The organism is Natronobacillus azotifigens (genome assembly GCF_026805325.1).
GTDB lineage: Bacteria > Bacillota > Bacilli > Bacillales > Amphibacillaceae > Natronobacillus > Natronobacillus azotifigens.
Genome location: NZ_JAPRAT010000008.1, coordinates 47114 through 63210 on the forward strand (window position 1 = coordinate 47114; position 16097 = coordinate 63210).

General features: G+C 39.1%; 14 protein-coding genes and 1 riboswitch. Of the genes, 1 reads left to right on the plus strand and 13 read right to left on the minus strand.

Annotated elements, in window-relative coordinates; translation table 11 throughout:
* Positions 1 to 6 precede the first annotated feature (6 nt).
* On the plus strand, positions 7 to 1206 hold the full coding sequence (locus OWO01_RS05815) for a Ger(x)C family spore germination protein (RefSeq protein WP_268779489.1): 1200 nt from the start codon (positions 7 to 9) through the stop codon (positions 1204 to 1206).
* 55 nt (positions 1207 to 1261) lie between these two features.
* Here OWO01_RS05815 and OWO01_RS05820 read toward each other — a convergent pair whose 3' ends face one another.
* The 13 genes from OWO01_RS05820 to OWO01_RS05880 all read right to left on the minus strand — a co-directional run bounded on the left by OWO01_RS05820 (position 1262) and on the right by OWO01_RS05880 (position 16034).
* Entirely contained in the window at positions 1262 to 1384 is a 123-nt protein-coding gene (locus tag OWO01_RS05820) for a hypothetical protein (protein WP_268779490.1), read from the minus strand.
* 613 nt (positions 1385 to 1997) lie between these two features.
* The gene (gene ribH / locus OWO01_RS05825) at positions 1998 to 2465 is read right to left on the minus strand and encodes a 6,7-dimethyl-8-ribityllumazine synthase (RefSeq protein ID WP_268779491.1); all 468 of its coding nucleotides are present in this window, start codon (positions 2463 to 2465) and stop codon (positions 1998 to 2000) included.
* Between the two features lie 15 nt (positions 2466 to 2480).
* On the minus strand, positions 2481 to 3674 hold the full coding sequence (locus OWO01_RS05830; RefSeq protein ID WP_268779492.1) for a bifunctional 3,4-dihydroxy-2-butanone-4-phosphate synthase/GTP cyclohydrolase II: 1194 nt from the start codon (positions 3672 to 3674) through the stop codon (positions 2481 to 2483).
* An 11-nt stretch (positions 3675 to 3685) separates the two neighbouring features.
* Positions 3686 to 4339 (minus strand): riboflavin synthase, encoded by a 654-nt coding sequence (gene ribE, locus OWO01_RS05835; RefSeq protein WP_268779493.1) that lies wholly within the window; start codon positions 4337 to 4339, stop codon positions 3686 to 3688.
* A gap of 2 nt (positions 4340 to 4341) precedes the next feature.
* Positions 4342 to 5427 carry a bifunctional diaminohydroxyphosphoribosylaminopyrimidine deaminase/5-amino-6-(5-phosphoribosylamino)uracil reductase RibD gene (gene ribD / locus OWO01_RS05840; RefSeq protein ID WP_268779494.1) on the minus strand — a complete coding sequence of 362 codons (1086 nt, stop codon included), beginning with the start codon at positions 5425 to 5427 and terminating at the stop codon, positions 4342 to 4344.
* A gap of 152 nt (positions 5428 to 5579) precedes the next feature.
* A riboswitch (FMN riboswitch) is annotated at positions 5580 to 5727 on the minus strand.
* Positions 5728 to 5998: 271 nt separating this feature from the next.
* Entirely contained in the window at positions 5999 to 6922 is a 924-nt protein-coding gene (gene murB, locus OWO01_RS05845) for a UDP-N-acetylmuramate dehydrogenase (protein WP_268779495.1), read from the minus strand.
* A 501-nt stretch (positions 6923 to 7423) separates the two neighbouring features.
* Positions 7424 to 8110, minus strand: a complete 687-nt coding sequence (locus OWO01_RS05850) for a hypothetical protein (protein WP_268779496.1) — start codon at positions 8108 to 8110, stop codon at positions 7424 to 7426.
* A 15-nt stretch (positions 8111 to 8125) separates the two neighbouring features.
* Positions 8126 to 9046: a hypothetical protein gene (locus tag OWO01_RS05855; RefSeq protein ID WP_268779497.1), complete on the minus strand. Its 921-nt coding sequence runs from the start codon at positions 9044 to 9046 to the stop codon at positions 8126 to 8128.
* On the minus strand, positions 9046 to 9927 hold the full coding sequence (locus OWO01_RS05860; RefSeq protein WP_268779498.1) for an ATP-binding cassette domain-containing protein: 882 nt from the start codon (positions 9925 to 9927) through the stop codon (positions 9046 to 9048). The genes OWO01_RS05855 and OWO01_RS05860 overlap by 1 nt, the downstream gene beginning before the upstream one ends.
* Positions 9928 to 10005: 78 nt before the next feature.
* Positions 10006 to 10449: a hypothetical protein gene (locus OWO01_RS05865; RefSeq protein WP_268779499.1), complete on the minus strand. Its 444-nt coding sequence runs from the start codon at positions 10447 to 10449 to the stop codon at positions 10006 to 10008.
* Between the two features lie 317 nt (positions 10450 to 10766).
* A complete protein-coding gene (gene argF / locus OWO01_RS05870) occupies positions 10767 to 11720 on the minus strand; it encodes an ornithine carbamoyltransferase (RefSeq protein WP_268779500.1) in 954 nt (317 codons plus the stop codon).
* Positions 11717 to 14944: a carbamoyl-phosphate synthase (glutamine-hydrolyzing) large subunit gene (gene carB, locus OWO01_RS05875; protein ID WP_268779501.1), complete on the minus strand. Its 3228-nt coding sequence runs from the start codon at positions 14942 to 14944 to the stop codon at positions 11717 to 11719. The genes argF and carB overlap by 4 nt, the downstream gene beginning before the upstream one ends.
* Positions 14937 to 16034 (minus strand): carbamoyl phosphate synthase small subunit, encoded by a 1098-nt coding sequence (locus OWO01_RS05880; protein ID WP_268779502.1) that lies wholly within the window; start codon positions 16032 to 16034, stop codon positions 14937 to 14939. The genes carB and OWO01_RS05880 overlap by 8 nt, the downstream gene beginning before the upstream one ends.
* Positions 16035 to 16097: the final 63 nt, after the last annotated feature.

A 16097-nucleotide genomic window follows, 5' to 3' on the forward strand; every position in this document is an offset into this window, starting at 1 on the left:
ATCAACATGACCTTACGTTTTCTAGCATGTTGTATCCTGGTTAGTTCTCTCGCTTTTTTCTTAACAGGCTGTTGGGATCAAGTGGAGGTTGAAAAGCGGGCAACGATTGTAGGATTGTCTATTGATAAAGCAACTGAGGAAGAAATGAAACTAGATGACGTAACTCATCCAGACTTTCAATTTAATGAGAATGATCAAAGATTTAAACTAACTGCTCAATTATCTGTTCCTGGGCAGGTTGCATTAGGACCTGCACAAGGAAATACTTCTGCTGAAGATAATGTTTGGATCGTTGAAGGATATGGCATTACCATTGGTGATGCCGTACAAAGTATGCAACAAAAAATTGCTCACGATATTTTCTTTGGCCATCTACAAGTGATAATCGTTTCTAAGGAGATTGCTCAAGAGGGGTTAAAGCCTATTAACGATTTTTTTCATCGCAGGTCTGAAATACGCCGAACGGTATGGTTAGCAGTCGCAGAAGGTGATGCAGCAAATACTATGAGTGTTGCTCCAAAACTTGAACAGATTCCAGCAATTTATTTATCAAGCACATTAGATAGTGCAGTAGAGATGGGAAAGTTTCCAGAAACTCACATAGGAGACTTTTGGGTTGCGTGCGCAAGTTTAGGACAATCCGCAATCCTCCCTTATCTCGAGGTACATGGAGATAATATCCGTATTAGCGGCATGGCTTTTTTTGATCAAGAAGTAATGGTAGACATAGTCCCACCGTATCAAGTTGTTCTATACAATGCGATCAAAGGTTCATATCCGCCTGGCGCATCACTTATGATACCGATTGAAAATGGAGCAGTAATCATTAAATCGCGAACTAGAGAGGCCAAGAAAGATATAGTGTTGGTCGACGGCAAACCTAAAATCACGATAAAAATAAGTGTCGATACAGAAGTGAGAGAAAAATCAAACGAAAAAATCGACTTAGGTAGCGCAGCGACTATTCAGGAAATAAAGGAAAATGCAATAAAAAATGCTACCCTTCATGCAGAAGAATTAATTAGACTGACACAAAAAAATGGTACAGATATCTTCAGTTTTGGTGAACATATACGGGCAAGATTACCTCGTTATTGGGACGAACATGTAAAAACAGAAGATCGATGGCACGAAATTTATAAGGACTTGGAAACAGAAGTCGTATACGATATTACAGTGGATCGCATCGGGATCAAAGCAAATTAATGAAGTTGTGAACGGCGACGTCTAAGAGTTGGGGCCGATTTTCGGGGGTTGCGTGCTACTTTCCCGATTCGCGTGCATCTTTTCGATTTTGCGTGCATTCTTCGCGATTTGCGTGCATCTTTTCAAATTTGCGTGCATTCTCCGCGATTTGCGTGCATCTTTTCAAATTTGCGTGCATTCTCCGCGATTTGCGTGCATCTTTTCAAATTTGCGTGCATTCTCCGCGATTTGCGTGCATCTTTTCAAATTTGCGTGCATTCTCCGTGATTTGCGTGCATCTTTTCGATTTTGCGTTCACTCTCCGCGATTTGCGTGCATCTTTTCAAATTTGCGTGCATTCTCCGCGATTTGCGTGCATCTTTTCAAATTTGCGTGCATTCTCCGTGATTTGCGTGCATCTTTTCAAATTTGCGTGCATTCTCCGTGATTTGCGTGCATCTTTTCAAATTTGCGTGCATTCTCCGCGATTTGCGCGCGACTTTTCCGATTCAGAAATTCTCGATATCTACACGCAACACCCACTCACAATATCTCGCGCCAAACATGAACAAAAGCGCAGAGCACCGGTTAAAAACGTAGCAACTGGAGCGAATCAATCGAGATAAAGGAATCAAGGTAAGCTCACTAAACGATGATGACTTATCGTAGATTGCTTGAAGTTGCCTAGTTTTTGACGCTCGGAGCTGGACGTGGCTACATCTTTTCCGAAAAGTTATCCTCCATTCAAAATTTTATCGTTTCCTAAGCACCAAAAAAGCTGTCGGGGAAAATTGTTCCGACAGCCTCCATAATTAATTGATCTCTTGTAATAAGTTCACCATTTCAATGGCTGATAAGGCTGCGTCAGCCCCTTTGTTACCTGCTTTTGTTCCAGCACGTTCGATTGCTTGTTCAATTGTCTCTGTCGTTAGCACACCAAAGATAACTGGAATGTCCGTATCCATTGTTACACTGCCTACTCCTTTTGCTACTTCAGAACATACATAATCAAAGTGCGGTGTAGAACCACGAATAACTGTGCCTAACGTGATGACTGCATCGTATTTACCGGAAGCGGCCATTTTCTTTGCTACGAGTGGAATTTCAAACGCACCAGGAACCCAAGCAACAGATATGTTTTCTTCTTGTACACCGTGACGACGCAACGTATCTTCAGCTCCGCCCAACAATTTGCTTGTAATAAACTCATTAAATCTACCAACAACAATACCTACTTTTACATCTGTCCCAACTAAATTACCTTCAAATATTTTTTTCATCGTTAATCTCTCCTCTTAGTCCTTGAATAGGTGACCTAATTTTGATTTTTTTGTTGCTAAATATTTTTCATTTGCTTTGTTTGCAGGGATTTGAATCGCTCTTCTTTCCACGACTTGTAATCCATATTCCGTCATGCTTGCAAGTTTTCTTGGGTTGTTGGTTAATAAAATCATTTTCCCTACACCAACTTGTCTTAGCATTTGTCCACTTACTGCATAATCGCGCAAGTCATCTGGAAAGCCCAATTGGTGATTTGCTTCTACCGTGTCGTAGCCTTCTTCTTGTAATTTATAGGCTTTTAATTTATTTAGCAATCCGATGCCACGGCCTTCTTGACGCATGTAAACCAAGACACCCTTACCAGCTGCTTCAATCTCTACTAGTGCTTGTTCTAATTGTGGGCCACAGTCACAACGGTGTGAACCAAGTACATCCCCTGTTAAACATTCCGAGTGAATTCGTACTAAAGGCGTGTCCTCTTCGGTAATTTCTCCCTTTACTAAGGCTAAATGTTCTTTTCCTGTCCATTTCTCTGTAAATGCAACCAAGGAAAAATCCCCATAGCTAGTCGGCAAATTGATTTCCACTTCTTTTTTGACTAAATCGTCATGACGTTTGCGATAACTGATCAAATCTTGGATCGAAATAATCGGCATATCCTCTGCTTTTGCTAGCTCTTGTAATTCTGGTAAGCGAGCCATCGTACCATCTTCCGCCATAATCTCACAAATCACTCCGGCCGGTGCAGAACCAGCTAAACGAGCCAAATCTACTGCCGCTTCGGTATGTCCAGGTCTCACTAGTACCCCTGCATCTTCTGCGATCAACGGAAAAACATGACCTGGACGTTTGAAATCTGTCATGATTGACTTCGCATCGATTAATTTCTCAATCGTTAACGAACGTTCGTACGCACTAATTCCTGTATGTGTATCGATATGATCGACACTTACAGTAAAAGCCGTTCCGTGCGCATCCGTATTATTCGTAACCATGCTATCTAGCCCTAAACGAGATGCAATGGATTTTTCTATTGGTGTACAGATAAGACCCTTTCCTTTTGTTGCCATATAATTAATCGCTTCTGGTGTTGCATGCTCTGCTAACATGACAAAGTCACCTTCATTTTCACGATCTTCATCATCAACAACAATAATGATTTTTCCTGCTTTTAATGCCGTTAATGCATCTGTAATTGTATTTAACATCTTGTTCACCCCTAATCAAAAAAGCCATAGCTTGCTAGCTTATCTTTTGTTAATCCATTTGATTGACTTGCTTGAAATTTTGTTTCCAATAAGCGCTCCATATATTTTGCCAACATATCGAACTCAAGATTCACAATATCTCCTTGATTCTTTGTGCCTAAAATCGTTGCCTGCTGTGTTTCAGGGATAAGCGAAATAACAAATCCGTCGTTTGTTACATCGAAAATCGTTAAAGAAGTTCCATCAACCGTAATCGATCCCTTAGGCATCAAATAAGCATGCCCTTCATTCTCCACCGAAATAGATAAATAACGCGCGTTTGCTTCAGTCCATATGCTTGCAATTTTTCCTACTGTATCGACATGGCCAGAAACAAAGTGTCCACCGAATCGCCCATTAGCCGCCATCGCACGTTCTAAATTGACCTGTGAGCCAACGGAAAGTTGTGCCAAGGAAGAGGTGCGAAAAGTTTCCGGCATCACATCGACCGTAAATTGTTCTTGATTAAAACTCGTTACCGTTAAACATACCCCATTTACTGAAATGCTATCACCGATAGAAACATCGGTTAGTACCGTTTCAGCAGCGATCGTTACTTGCATACTTGATCCTTGGGTCACAAGTTTTCTTAAGGTTCCTTTTTCTTCAACAATTCCTGTAAACATATCTAGTTACCTCCTTTTGGACGAGCGATAATTTTTATGTCTGTACCGACTTGTTCCATTGAATCAATCGTTACATCAAGCGCATCAGCCATTTTACTTGGACTCTTTCCACCGATGACAGGAATCGCGTCCGCTCCTCCTAATAGTTTGGGTGCAATATACCAATGACATTCTTGAAACAGTTGCTTTTCTAGAAAACTGTGATGAACACGACTACCACCTTCTACGTATAAAGATTGAATGCCATGTTCGCCTAATGCTTTCAAAACTTCTTCTAGCTCCATTTCATCTGTATCCATCTGAATTACTTTGATATGTGGATATTTTTTTTGGAAAGCTTCTGCATCTGCTTGTTGTCCACAGACAATCCAAGTTGGAGCTTCATGATTTAATACATGACGATCTGCCTGAATCGACAATTTTGTTGATAAAATAACTCGAATCGGATTTTTCCCGCCTTGGGGCAAGCGTACTGTTAATTGTGGGTTATCATGCTTGACCGTATTTGCTCCAACTAAAATCGCATCATGTCGCGCGCGTTCTTGATGTACATCTGCCCGCGCCTGCTCGGAAGTAATCCACTTACTGTCACCTGATGCTGTTGCAATCTTCCCATCCAATGTCATTGCCGCTTTCATCGTGACAAAGGGTTGTTTATGATTCATATAGTAAAAAAACATTTCGTTTATCTTTCTTGCTTCTTCTTCCATCAAGCCAACTTCCACTTCAATCCCTGCGTTCCGTAGTATTTCGATTCCTTTTCCTGCAACCTTGGGATTAGGATCAACTGTAGCAATGTAAGCTTTTTTTACTTTTCGTTCCACCAATAAATTGGCACATGGAGGGGTTTTGCCGTGGTGTGCACAAGGTTCTAACGTCACGTAAATATCAGCACCTACTGACTGATCACCAGCTTGGTCGAGTGCATAGACTTCTGCATGTTCCTTACCGGCCTTCAAGTGACTTCCCATACCAATGATTTGGCCTTCCTTTACAACAACCGCACCTACTGATGGATTCGGACTTGTTTGGCCAATCGTGCTCCTCGCTAAAGTGATGGCTAGCTCCATATACTTTTCTTTCGACATCTTCCAACCTCCTCCAGTTCCCTATCTTCCTTTTCTAATCGACGAAAAAAAGCCCTAGATTAAAGAAACCTAGGGCTTTGTGATATCCAAAAGAAAACAAGCATAGCTATGCTTATTCATTCTTAAAAAAACGTACAATACATATACGTTTCTTCTTCCTTTTCTCATCCAGACTTTACTGTCGGCTTTGGAATTGCACCAAATCCACCTTCGCATTCTCATGCTCCGGGTCACGGACTTTAGGTAAAGCGGTTACCTATCACCGTCGGTCGGGAATTACACCCTGCCCCAAAGGAATTACCTATTCAATTGCTCATAGTCTAACATAATCCGCGAAAAAATGCACGTGTAAACATTTTTCAGATAAACCTAGGAAGTTCATCTGGTACTTTGAACCGATTTATCGTGTGTATATGGAAATCTAATTACAGATGGTCGCTATCCGCACGGCGCGGACTCAGCTAACTTGGTAAAGAATGGTGCTTAAACCACTACGGGCGCAAACGTCCATTACACCGATATTTTCAAAAAGAAAAACCGATCAACATCTGACCAGTTTTAAAGATCTCATTTATTCCGTTGCGTCCTCACCAATTACTCTTACTTCACGTTCTAACTCCACGCCGAAGTTTTCTTTCACCTTATTTTGTACCATTTCAATAACAGCAAGATAATCGGAAGCCGTGGCATTATTTTTGTTCACAATAAAACCAGCATGTTTAGTCGAGACTTCTGCTCCACCAATTCCCTTCCCTTGTAGATTGCTGTCTTGAATCAATTTTCCAGCAAAATAACCCGGTGGACGTTTGAACACACTACCACAAGATGGGTATTCTAACGGTTGCTTAGATTCGCGTTTTTCCGTTAAATCATCCATCACCATTTTGATCTCCACTTCAGCAGCAGGCTTTAGGGTGAAATAAGCCTCTAATACAATATATCCTTTGTCTGGGATATTACTTGTTCGATAATCTAATGCTAATTCCGAAGCAAGTAGTGTTTGAACATCACCATGGATATCAACAACAACTGCTTTTTCTAAACAATCTTTAATCTCACCACCGTAAGCACCTGCATTCATGTAAAGCGCACCGCCAACAGTTCCAGGAATGCCACAAGCAAATTCCAAACCAGAAAGTGATTCAGCTAGCGCTCGATAAGAAACATCAATAATGCGCGCACCACTTTCCGCAATCAAAGTATTCGATTCCCGCTTGATCGCTGAAAGGCGTTTAAGGTTCATCACAATACCACGAATGCCACCATCGCGAACAATCAAATTCGAACCGTTCCCAAGTAATGTGAATGGAATGCTTTCTACATTTGCAAACTTTACCGTTGCCTGCACTTCTTCAATCGTACCTGGCATCACAAAATAATCAGCCGTTCCGCCTAACTGTGTATACGTATGATTTCTAATCTGTTCATCTATTAAAACATTTTCCTTACCTACAATTTCAGATAACGATTGAACAATAGAATGATCTGTAGTCATTTTCATCATCCTTTATTATGTTGTTGCAAAAATAAACTCGCACAACCTAAATTATAGCAGGAGTTCAATCGATAAGCCAATGCAGTTTCACAGAAATTTTGTCTTGTCTTGTCGCCGATTGTTACTTGCCGTAACCATACAAAATTGCTTATTGCTTTTTTATGAGGAATGCTAAGTTTCGTGACTCGACTTTCCTTCATTTTTTTTAAACTGATTACATATATCCTTTCGAAGCACAGGATCAACACTTGCTGTAGACTCATGCAACAAAGCAATCGCTAAATAACCTTCTTTTCATACCACTCGAGAAATTTTCTACCGTTTTATTTTTTATGATCCAGTAGATCTACTTGTGTTAATACTTCTTCCATTCTTGCATTTCTAGAAACGGCATTTTTGTTTCATTAATAAATACCGTCCCACTAGATTAAACCCGATGTACAAATAAGCGTATCAAATCAAATAGAAATTCGACACGCTAGCTTATTTTACGAGTGCTTATTAACTGTTTATTAAAGCTATCAGCGGGGCTTCTTTTACTATGCTTGGAGCCTCCTCGGTTATTGATACATTCACTTCTTCAAAGGCTTGATATAATATGGCTTCCGCTTGTTTGACTATCTGCTCGGACGTTAAATCAGACGTTTCCATCATTTCATTTTCTAACATTCTTAACGCATAATAACCTTTTGCTTTTCTACTAAACCATTTAGGATAATCTAACTTTAGCCCAGAAACCGTTTGAATAGCCGGATCTTTAGATGTAAGCTCAACCTCTGCAATTGACTTCTGAACCTCAAACGCATCCTCGACACCTACCTCTATATCATGGATCATGGCGTATTCGTAATAAATGGTATCCAACAATAAATCATGAAATCCTGAAATAATAGCTTCATTGTTTACTTCAAAATCTGCTAAAGAAGTAGAACCATTTGTCACCATATAAATATGATTGATCGCACTAAAAAACCATAAATCAAAATTAGTAATTTCCTCATCACCTACGCGGGCAATAACCACATCTTTTTCGGGTTCAGTATTCTTTTCTTCAACAAAAAGCATAAACCATTCTTGATATTCATCCACCTGTTTAGCAAGTTTTCTATTCTGTATCGCATTCCGAGCAAAAAGGAAAACGATGAGCAAGATAACACAACCAAAAAATAAAAATTTTTTCTTAGACATGAACATTCCACCATTCTATGAATGTTTGATTCTATATTGAAAAGTCATCCAAAAAACACTTCCGAAAACAAAACTATATAAAACAGAAAAGATCATAAGCACATATAGAGGCTTCACTATCGGCATAGGTATTAACATCCCCTCCATATATGTAGTCATCTCAAACATAATAGGATCAACACTAGAAAAAAATCCTTGCGAGGTTTCCGTTTTAATTTGCGAAGCATACATGATCAAGCTATTCATATTGGCCCACGGAAGATACTCATTCATTTTCATCAACAATTCAGACTGGAAGCTATACGCAGTAACGGTGGTGAAGACGCGTTCAAATAATAAATAAAACATTAAGATCCCAGAACCAACAACTGCAGATTGTGATAAATAGGTTATGGTCATACCTACTATGCTCCAAAATAGTAAAACGAAGGTGAAGATACAAAAAGCTCTAAGATTCCATAAAGAAAATATCTGGGGCCACTCACTTTTCAATGTATCTGGCAAAAAGAAACTAGTAGTAGCGAGAACAAAGAAGTAAAGAAAAACAGTCATCAAAAAGAATAATGATAGCGAAAAAATCTTGATCATAAAGTAGCGAAATCTATTTTGATGAACGGTAGCAACATGGGTTAAGATACCATGATTAAGATCATCATATACCCAAATCACCCCTATAATAACAAAAGGAAAGAGATAAATAGTAGAAAAAACCTCACCCATCGCTTGAGAAAATATCCATTCAGGACGTAAAGCTAGCAACAAATTCTCAATCGTTTCTCCTGCACCTGCGATATCGGAGTCTAGGCTTAACTGACTTAACTCGGATGCATTTTGATAACGCTCAAATATCCAAAAGCACACACCAATAAAAGGAATTATAGATAGTATATAGATAGATTTTTTTCGATATATACGTAACCATTCTGCCTTTAGCATCAGCTCAGCTCCTCCATATATTTTACAAGTTGATCGATTGCCAACATATTATCTTCCGCATTTTTGACCATAATTTTTTCTTTTAAAAACCACTCAATTATTTCAGACTCATTTCTTTTTAGATAGGTTATTTCCAAACCACTATCCGTTTCATCATAACTTAATAGTTTGGAAACAAATGTATCTGGTAAACCCTTATTGTTTTCCAAGGAAATGTAAGCGGACGAATAAACTAAATTATTAGCATGCATTGGGAAATCTTTTAGATAGTACATGGAACGATTATGAACAATGAAAAGATGGTCTGCCAACTTAATATTCACATTAAAATCATGGGATATTAACAGAATGGTCTTATTTTCCGCTTTCTCGGTTTTTATTTTATTAATCAATTGTTGCTTTCCTTCTGAATCTATCCCATTAAACGGTTCATCTAGAAACCAAAAATCCGGATTAGAAAGTTGAGAAAACGCCACCGTCAGTCTTTTTTTCATTCCTAACGAGTAATCTTTTACTTTGATCTTATCAAGTGGCACTCCCCATTCTTTTGCTAGTTCAATTAAATTTTCATGAGCGATCGGTTCCTCCTGAAATGCATTATAATATTGCAAATTTTCTAGTCCAGTTAAATCAGGATAAAAAAAAGCTTGATCAAACATAACACCTATTTTCTTCAAACTTTCAGCTATGGAACGGTTCTCATATCGAATATTACCTTCCTCTGGTTCAATAATACCCAATAATATTTTCAGTAATGTCGTTTTTCCCATTCCATTCAATCCAATGACGCAATTCACCCCTTTTTGTATGGTGATTGGTTCTTGTTGAACAAGTATAGGACGGTGTTTATAAACTTTTTTTATTTTTTCTAGTGAAATCATTTACACCTGCTCCTTTTTGTAATTATATTAATTATGAATAGAACACACTTTCCAAAAAAAGAAAGTGTGTCCTTACTCTTAATAAATGTATGCTGACGAACTAGGATTTAGTAAAACTAAAGTTCTTCCTGTAGGTGTTACTGCTGCTCCAGATAAAACTACTGTTTTTGTTCCTGCACTATTATGACTTTGAACATGTTCATTGCTCCAACTTTTGCTGAATGGAAAATTCATCCCAGTCTTTGACTTACCATCAGAATAAGTTAAAGTCCAGGCTACACTAACCATCCTATGACTTTTTGAACTAGAACCAAATGAAGCTTGCGACTTTTTTGACGTGGTTCTATTCAAGTTAACCCAGGAACTTCCAGCATTACCTGTAACCGTTCCTAGTACTCCTACTTCATCTTCAGACTGTTCAATCATTGGAGCAGTATTATTATTTTCAGTAGCCAATGCAATACTCGGGATTGAAATAAAGAAGAATACTAGAATAACAGATAAAATAGTTTTTTTCCTCATAGACATTCACCTCCTTGTTATTTTATAACTAAGGTGCCGTGTCTAGTTATTATGTAAATAATACCATTTTAATTTATAATTGTAAATACCTTTCCTTAAAATCTCTAGTTATTTTATTCCATTTTGATTAAATTTATTAAAGGTCACTACTTTTCCCTGTCTTACTACCTATTTAATCTCATAATTTTCATCATTATACCAGGTATGCTAACCGATACTTATGAAAAAACAATAAGTTCTTCTTAGTAATTATCAAATATTATGATATTAAAAAAGCTAACACCAAAGTTCTACACTTCAGCATTAGCTCTTCTATATTATCCCATCAATGCGACCATCAATGCTTTTTGTGCATGTAGACGGTTTTCTGCTTCTTGAAAGACCACGGAGTGATCGCCATCAATAATATCTGCTGTTACCTCTTCCCCACGGTGAGCAGGAAGACAGTGCATAAACAGATAATCGGCTTTTGCATGTTGCACTAAATTAGCATTCACTTGATAATTCGCAAAGAGTTTCTCGCGTTCCTTTTGCTCACTTTCTTGACCCATACTTGCCCAAACATCGGTATAAATAACATCCGCATCTTTGATTGCTTTAACAGGATCGGTTGTAATTGTGATCTCTGTTCCTTCTGCAATCTTTTTTGCTTTTGCAACAATCGATTCATCAGGCAAATAACCTGCTGGTGCCGCGGTACTAAAATGCATGCCCATTTTGGCTGCACCAATCATTAATGAATGTGCCATGTTGTTCCCATCACCAATATAAGCAATTTTCAAACCTGCTAACTTTCCTTTTGCTTCCTCAATCGTTTGCAAATCTGCTAGTACCTGACAAGGATGATAAAGGTCTGTTAGTCCATTGATAACAGGAATGGTAGCATTCTCTGCAAGCTCTTCTACATCTGATTGGGCAAAGGTACGAATCATGATACCATCAAGATAACTAGACAAGACTTTTGCCGTATCGGAAATAGGCTCTCCTCGACCAAGCTGAATATCTTTTGAACTTAAAAATAGTCCAGTTCCACCTAACTGATAAATACCAGCTTCGAAAGATACACGTGTACGTGTTGATGATTTCTCAAAAATCAAGCCAAGTACTTTTCCTTTTAACGGCTGATACACAATCCCTTGTTTATGTTTCGCTTTAATTTCTATAGCTGACTTTAACAAGTAAAGTAATTCTTCTTTGCTATAGTCGAGTAAAGTCAAGAAGTCTTTCCCTGCTAGTTGTGCTTGCAAATCTTTCTCCGCTACCGTCGTCATCGTAACACACGCTCCTTTTTATTTTGCTGGTTTCCATCTTTCAAATAGTGCTGTACCGTATGAGGATTTTTCAACTCCACTTTAGCCGCTTGTAAATATGCCGTTAGCGTTTCATTCGCTGTTAAACAGACCGCACCCGCTTGCAGTGTACTTTCTCGTAACTGCTGATCAACAGCAGTTGTTTTCGTACTACAAACGACGGCAAATGCTTCTTCATTGTTGGCATCGATCGCCGCTTCAACAGCCATTACCTGATCAACTTTCAATCCTTGCTTTGACAAGAGATTAGCTGTTGACTCATCAGCAACTAACTTCCCTTTTGCTTTGGCTAATTCCGAGCAAAGGGCTACATCAATCTCTTCCAATGCTAGATAAATTGATGTATCTTGCCCAATTTCTTGCAAAAATCCTGCTTTCCAACCAAACGCTTTATTCATTGCTTCCTCAACAGCTGAACCAAGACCAATTGCTTCACCAGTTGATTTCATCTCCGGTGTTGAGATTGGGTCAACCCCTGGTAATTTGTTTGTCGAGAAGACCGGCATTTTTACTGCATAGAAAGGAACCTCTTTGTGTAAGCCAAGTTGCCACTCTTGATCTCGTAAACTTTCTCCCATTTGTACCCTTGTTGCTAAGTCAATCATCGGAACACCGGTAACCTTGCTCGCAATCGGTACGGTTCTTGATGCTCGAGGATTCACTTCCAATACGTAAATCGTTCGACTATCTGCACCAATAACAAACTGTATATTCATGATTCCTTTCACATTAAGGGCAGCCGAGATTTTTTCTGTATATAATTCAATCATGTTCTTCTCTTGTTCTGTTAAGCTAGGAGATGGAAAGATTGCTACACTATCTCCCGAATGAACACCAGCTCGTTCCACATGTTCAAAAATTCCCGGAATCAGGATATCTCCACCATCACAGACAGCGTCAATTTCCACTTCACTTCCTTTAATGAATCGGTCAATTAATAATGGGAAGATTCGTTGTGAGCTTACCGAACCTTTTAATTGTGTTAAATAATCGATTAATTCCGCTTCATCATGCAAAACTACCATTCCTTGTCCGCCAATTACATAAGATGGACGAAGCAAAACTGGATAACCAATTTGTTCCGCCATTGCTTTGGCATCCTCCATACTCATGACCGTATCGCCAGGAATGTGCGGAATATCTAATTCTTTCAATAGTTGATAAAATTGATCCCGATCTTCTGTCGCTTCAATCACACGCAACTCGGTTCCAATAATGTTGACCCCTTGCTTCGCTAAACCATCCGCTAGATTAATAGCTGTTTGCCCACCAAATTGAACGAGCACACCATCTGCTTGCTCCTTTTTCACCACTTGCAATACGTCTTCTTCCGTTAATGGCTCGAAATATAGATGATCGGCTACATTAAAGTCGGTACTAACCGTTTCTGGATTATTGTTCACGACTACAGCATCAATTCCTTGTTCTTTTAACGACATGGCCGCATGAACAGAACAATAATCAAACTCGACCCCTTGACCAATTCGAATCGGTCCAGATCCTAGTACGACCATTCTACGCTCACCAGTCAAAGGTTCTACTTCGTCCATTTCATTCCATGAACTATAAAAATATGGTGTTTCCGCAGAAAACTCTGCAGCACATGTATCTACCATCTTATAGGACGGAAAGACCGTTTTGCGCTTTAATTGACCTTCGATATCTATTATGGACACCTGCCAAAGTTGTGCTAATCGTTTATTAGAGATGCCATATTGTTTTGCTTTTCTTAAATCACCAACAGCTACTTTTTCCCAAGGTAGTCGTTGTAATGTTTGTTCCATCTCAATCATCAAAGATAACTCGTGTAGAAAATATTTTGTGATTTCTGTAATTTGATGAAGTTGATCAATCGAATAGCCACGACGTAACGCCTCTGCAAGGATAAACAGACGTTCATCAGTCGGTGCTGCCAGTGCTTGTTCCAAAGCTTCATCCGACAATTGTTCCACGCCTGGTAAATATAACGAATCTAAACCAACTTCTAATGAACGTATCGCCTTATTCAAGGCCGTTGGGAAATTACGAGCCAATGCCATAACTTCTCCCGTTGCCTTCATTTGAGTTCCTAACAAACGATCCGCTTGTTTGAATTTATCAAATGGCCAACGAGGAATTTTCACGGCAATATAGTCAATCGCTGGCTCAAAACTAGCATACGTATCGGCTGTAATCGGATTGATCACTTCATCCAAATGATATCCAAGCGCTACTTTTGCTGCAATTCGCGCAATCGGGTATCCCGTTGCTTTTGATGCTAGCGCACTGGAACGACTTACACGTGGATTTACTTCGATAATAATATATTCATTGCTTGCGGGGTTTAAGGCAAACTGAATATTACAACCGCCAACAACACCTAACTCACGAATTACTTTGACAGAAGAAGTTCGTAACATTTGATATTGCTGATCTGTTAACGTTTGTGATGGTGCAACAACAATACTATCCCCTGTATGTACACCGACTGGATCAAGGTTTTCCATATTACAAACAATGATGCACGTATCATTATCATCACGCATTACTTCATATTCGATTTCTTTCCAACCTTTTACACTCTGTTCGATTAACACTTGATTGATCGGACTTGCAAAAATACCATGCTTCACAATTTTCTTTAATTGAGCCTCATTATTTGCAATCCCACCACCCGCACCACCTAATGTGTATGCAGGACGAACAATTAGCGGATACCCAACTCGATTGGCAAACTGGATTGCTTGTTCGATCGAGCTTGTAGAGACACTTTCCGCCGATGGCTCTCCGATACTTTTCATCATTGATTTGAAAATCTCACGGTCTTCTCCTTTTTGAATCGTTTCTAAAGGAGTTCCCAACAATTCCACATTGTGCTCTTTTAGCACACCTGCTTCTGTTAGTTCGGTTGCAAGGTTTAGGCCTGTTTGCCCCCCTAATGTAGGCAACAGGCCATCTGGTTTTTCTTTTGCTATTATATTTCGAAGGGAGGCTAAGGTTAGTGGTTCTAAGTACACTTTATCTGCAATATTTTCATCTGTCATAATGGTTGCAGGATTGTTATTGACAAGAACAACTTCGACTCCTTCTTCTCGCAAAGCTAAACATGCCTGCGTTCCTGCATAATCAAATTCTGCTGCTTGCCCAATCACAATTGGACCTGAACCAATTACCATTACCTTTTTTATATGCTGTAATTTAGGCATGTTGCTTCACTTCCTTTGCAGGTAACTGTTCGATAAATTGGACAAAAATATCATGGGAATCAATTGGACCTGGATGTGCTTCTGGATGGAATTGAACACTGCTCACCTGTTTTGTTTTGTGCTTCAATCCTTCCACCGACTTGTCATTCACGTTAATATGAGAAACATACCAATTGTCTGAATCAATCGAAGCTTCATCTACAACGTAGCCATGATTTTGCGAAGTAATCACCACTTTGCCAGTCAAAAGATCTTTTACAGGATGATTGCTGCCTCGGTGGCCATAAGGAAGACGCTTGGTTGATCCGCCAAACGCTAAGGCAATTAGCTGATGTCCTAAACAAATTCCGAGGGTTGGATAGCTGTTGGCAATTTGCTTTATCGTTGCTAATTGGGCTTGCAAGTTTTTCGGATCTCCAGGGCCGTTGGAAAGGATCACACCGTCTGGGTTTAATTTTTCAACCGTTTCTGCCTGAATATGATAAGGAACAACGGTAACATCACAACCTTGTTCGAGCAACGCTTCTACGATTGATTGTTTATAGCCAAAATCCATTAGGACAATATGTTTCTTCGAGTGGTTTTCAAATTTTGTTATTGATGTAAACTGTTGAATTTCAGCTACAGATACTTTCGACACAATCATCGGGTCCACTGCACATTGTTTTGGCTTGTTGGTTGGTTTAGTTGTAATTTTCCCGTAAACCTCACCATTCTCTCTGATAATTCTTGTTAACGCCCGTGTATCAATATCATACAAGGTAGGAAGTTTATTTTGCTTAATAAAATCAATGAATGAATAATTGGATTGATAATGATCTGGATCGGAACAAGCAGATGAAATAATCAGACCTGCTAATGCCGTATGAACACTTTCTTTCATCACATCACTACAGCCATAATTTCCGATCAAGGGATATGTGAGTGTTACAATCTGTCCTGCATAAGAAGGATCTGTCACAACTTCTTGATAACCCGTCATCGCAGTATTAAAAACCATTTCTCCCTCTTTTTCTATCGGCTCTCCAAGCCATTTCCCGACCAATACATCCCCTGTATTTAGGACAAGGTACCCTATTTTCTCCTGCATCACTTTTACCTCCACATCGCTATCCAAAATTAATTTTTATACTAAAAAACTTATAAATATACA

Excerpts from the sequence above, each read along its gene's own strand:
- OWO01_RS05815 (WP_268779489.1), top strand. The coding sequence starts at position 7 with ATGACCTTACGTTTTCTAGCATGTTGTATCCTGGTTAGTTCTCTCGCT.
- ribH (WP_268779491.1), bottom strand. The coding sequence starts at position 2,465 with ATGAAAAAAATATTTGAAGGTAATTTAGTTGGGACAGATGTAAAAGTA.
- OWO01_RS05830 (WP_268779492.1), bottom strand. The coding sequence starts at position 3,674 with ATGTTAAATACAATTACAGATGCATTAACGGCATTAAAAGCAGGAAAA.
- ribD (WP_268779494.1), bottom strand. The coding sequence starts at position 5,427 with ATGTCGAAAGAAAAGTATATGGAGCTAGCCATCACTTTAGCGAGGAGC.
- OWO01_RS05855 (WP_268779497.1), bottom strand. The coding sequence starts at position 9,046 with ATGCTAAAGGCAGAATGGTTACGTATATATCGAAAAAAATCTATCTAT.
- OWO01_RS05850 (WP_268779496.1), bottom strand. The coding sequence starts at position 8,110 with ATGTCTAAGAAAAAATTTTTATTTTTTGGTTGTGTTATCTTGCTCATC.
- OWO01_RS05820 (WP_268779490.1), bottom strand. The coding sequence starts at position 1,384 with ATGCACGCAAATTTGAAAAGATGCACGCAAATCGCGGAGAATGCACGC.
- argF (WP_268779500.1), bottom strand. The coding sequence starts at position 11,720 with ATGACGACGGTAGCGGAGAAAGATTTGCAAGCACAACTAGCAGGGAAA.
- carB (WP_268779501.1), bottom strand. The coding sequence starts at position 14,944 with ATGCCTAAATTACAGCATATAAAAAAGGTAATGGTAATTGGTTCAGGT.
- OWO01_RS05865 (WP_268779499.1), bottom strand. The coding sequence starts at position 10,449 with ATGAGGAAAAAAACTATTTTATCTGTTATTCTAGTATTCTTCTTTATT.
- OWO01_RS05860 (WP_268779498.1), bottom strand. The coding sequence starts at position 9,927 with ATGATTTCACTAGAAAAAATAAAAAAAGTTTATAAACACCGTCCTATA.
- ribE (WP_268779493.1), bottom strand. The coding sequence starts at position 4,339 with ATGTTTACAGGAATTGTTGAAGAAAAAGGAACCTTAAGAAAACTTGTG.
- OWO01_RS05880 (WP_268779502.1), bottom strand. The coding sequence starts at position 16,034 with ATGCAGGAGAAAATAGGGTACCTTGTCCTAAATACAGGGGATGTATTG.
- murB (WP_268779495.1), bottom strand. The coding sequence starts at position 6,922 with ATGACTACAGATCATTCTATTGTTCAATCGTTATCTGAAATTGTAGGT.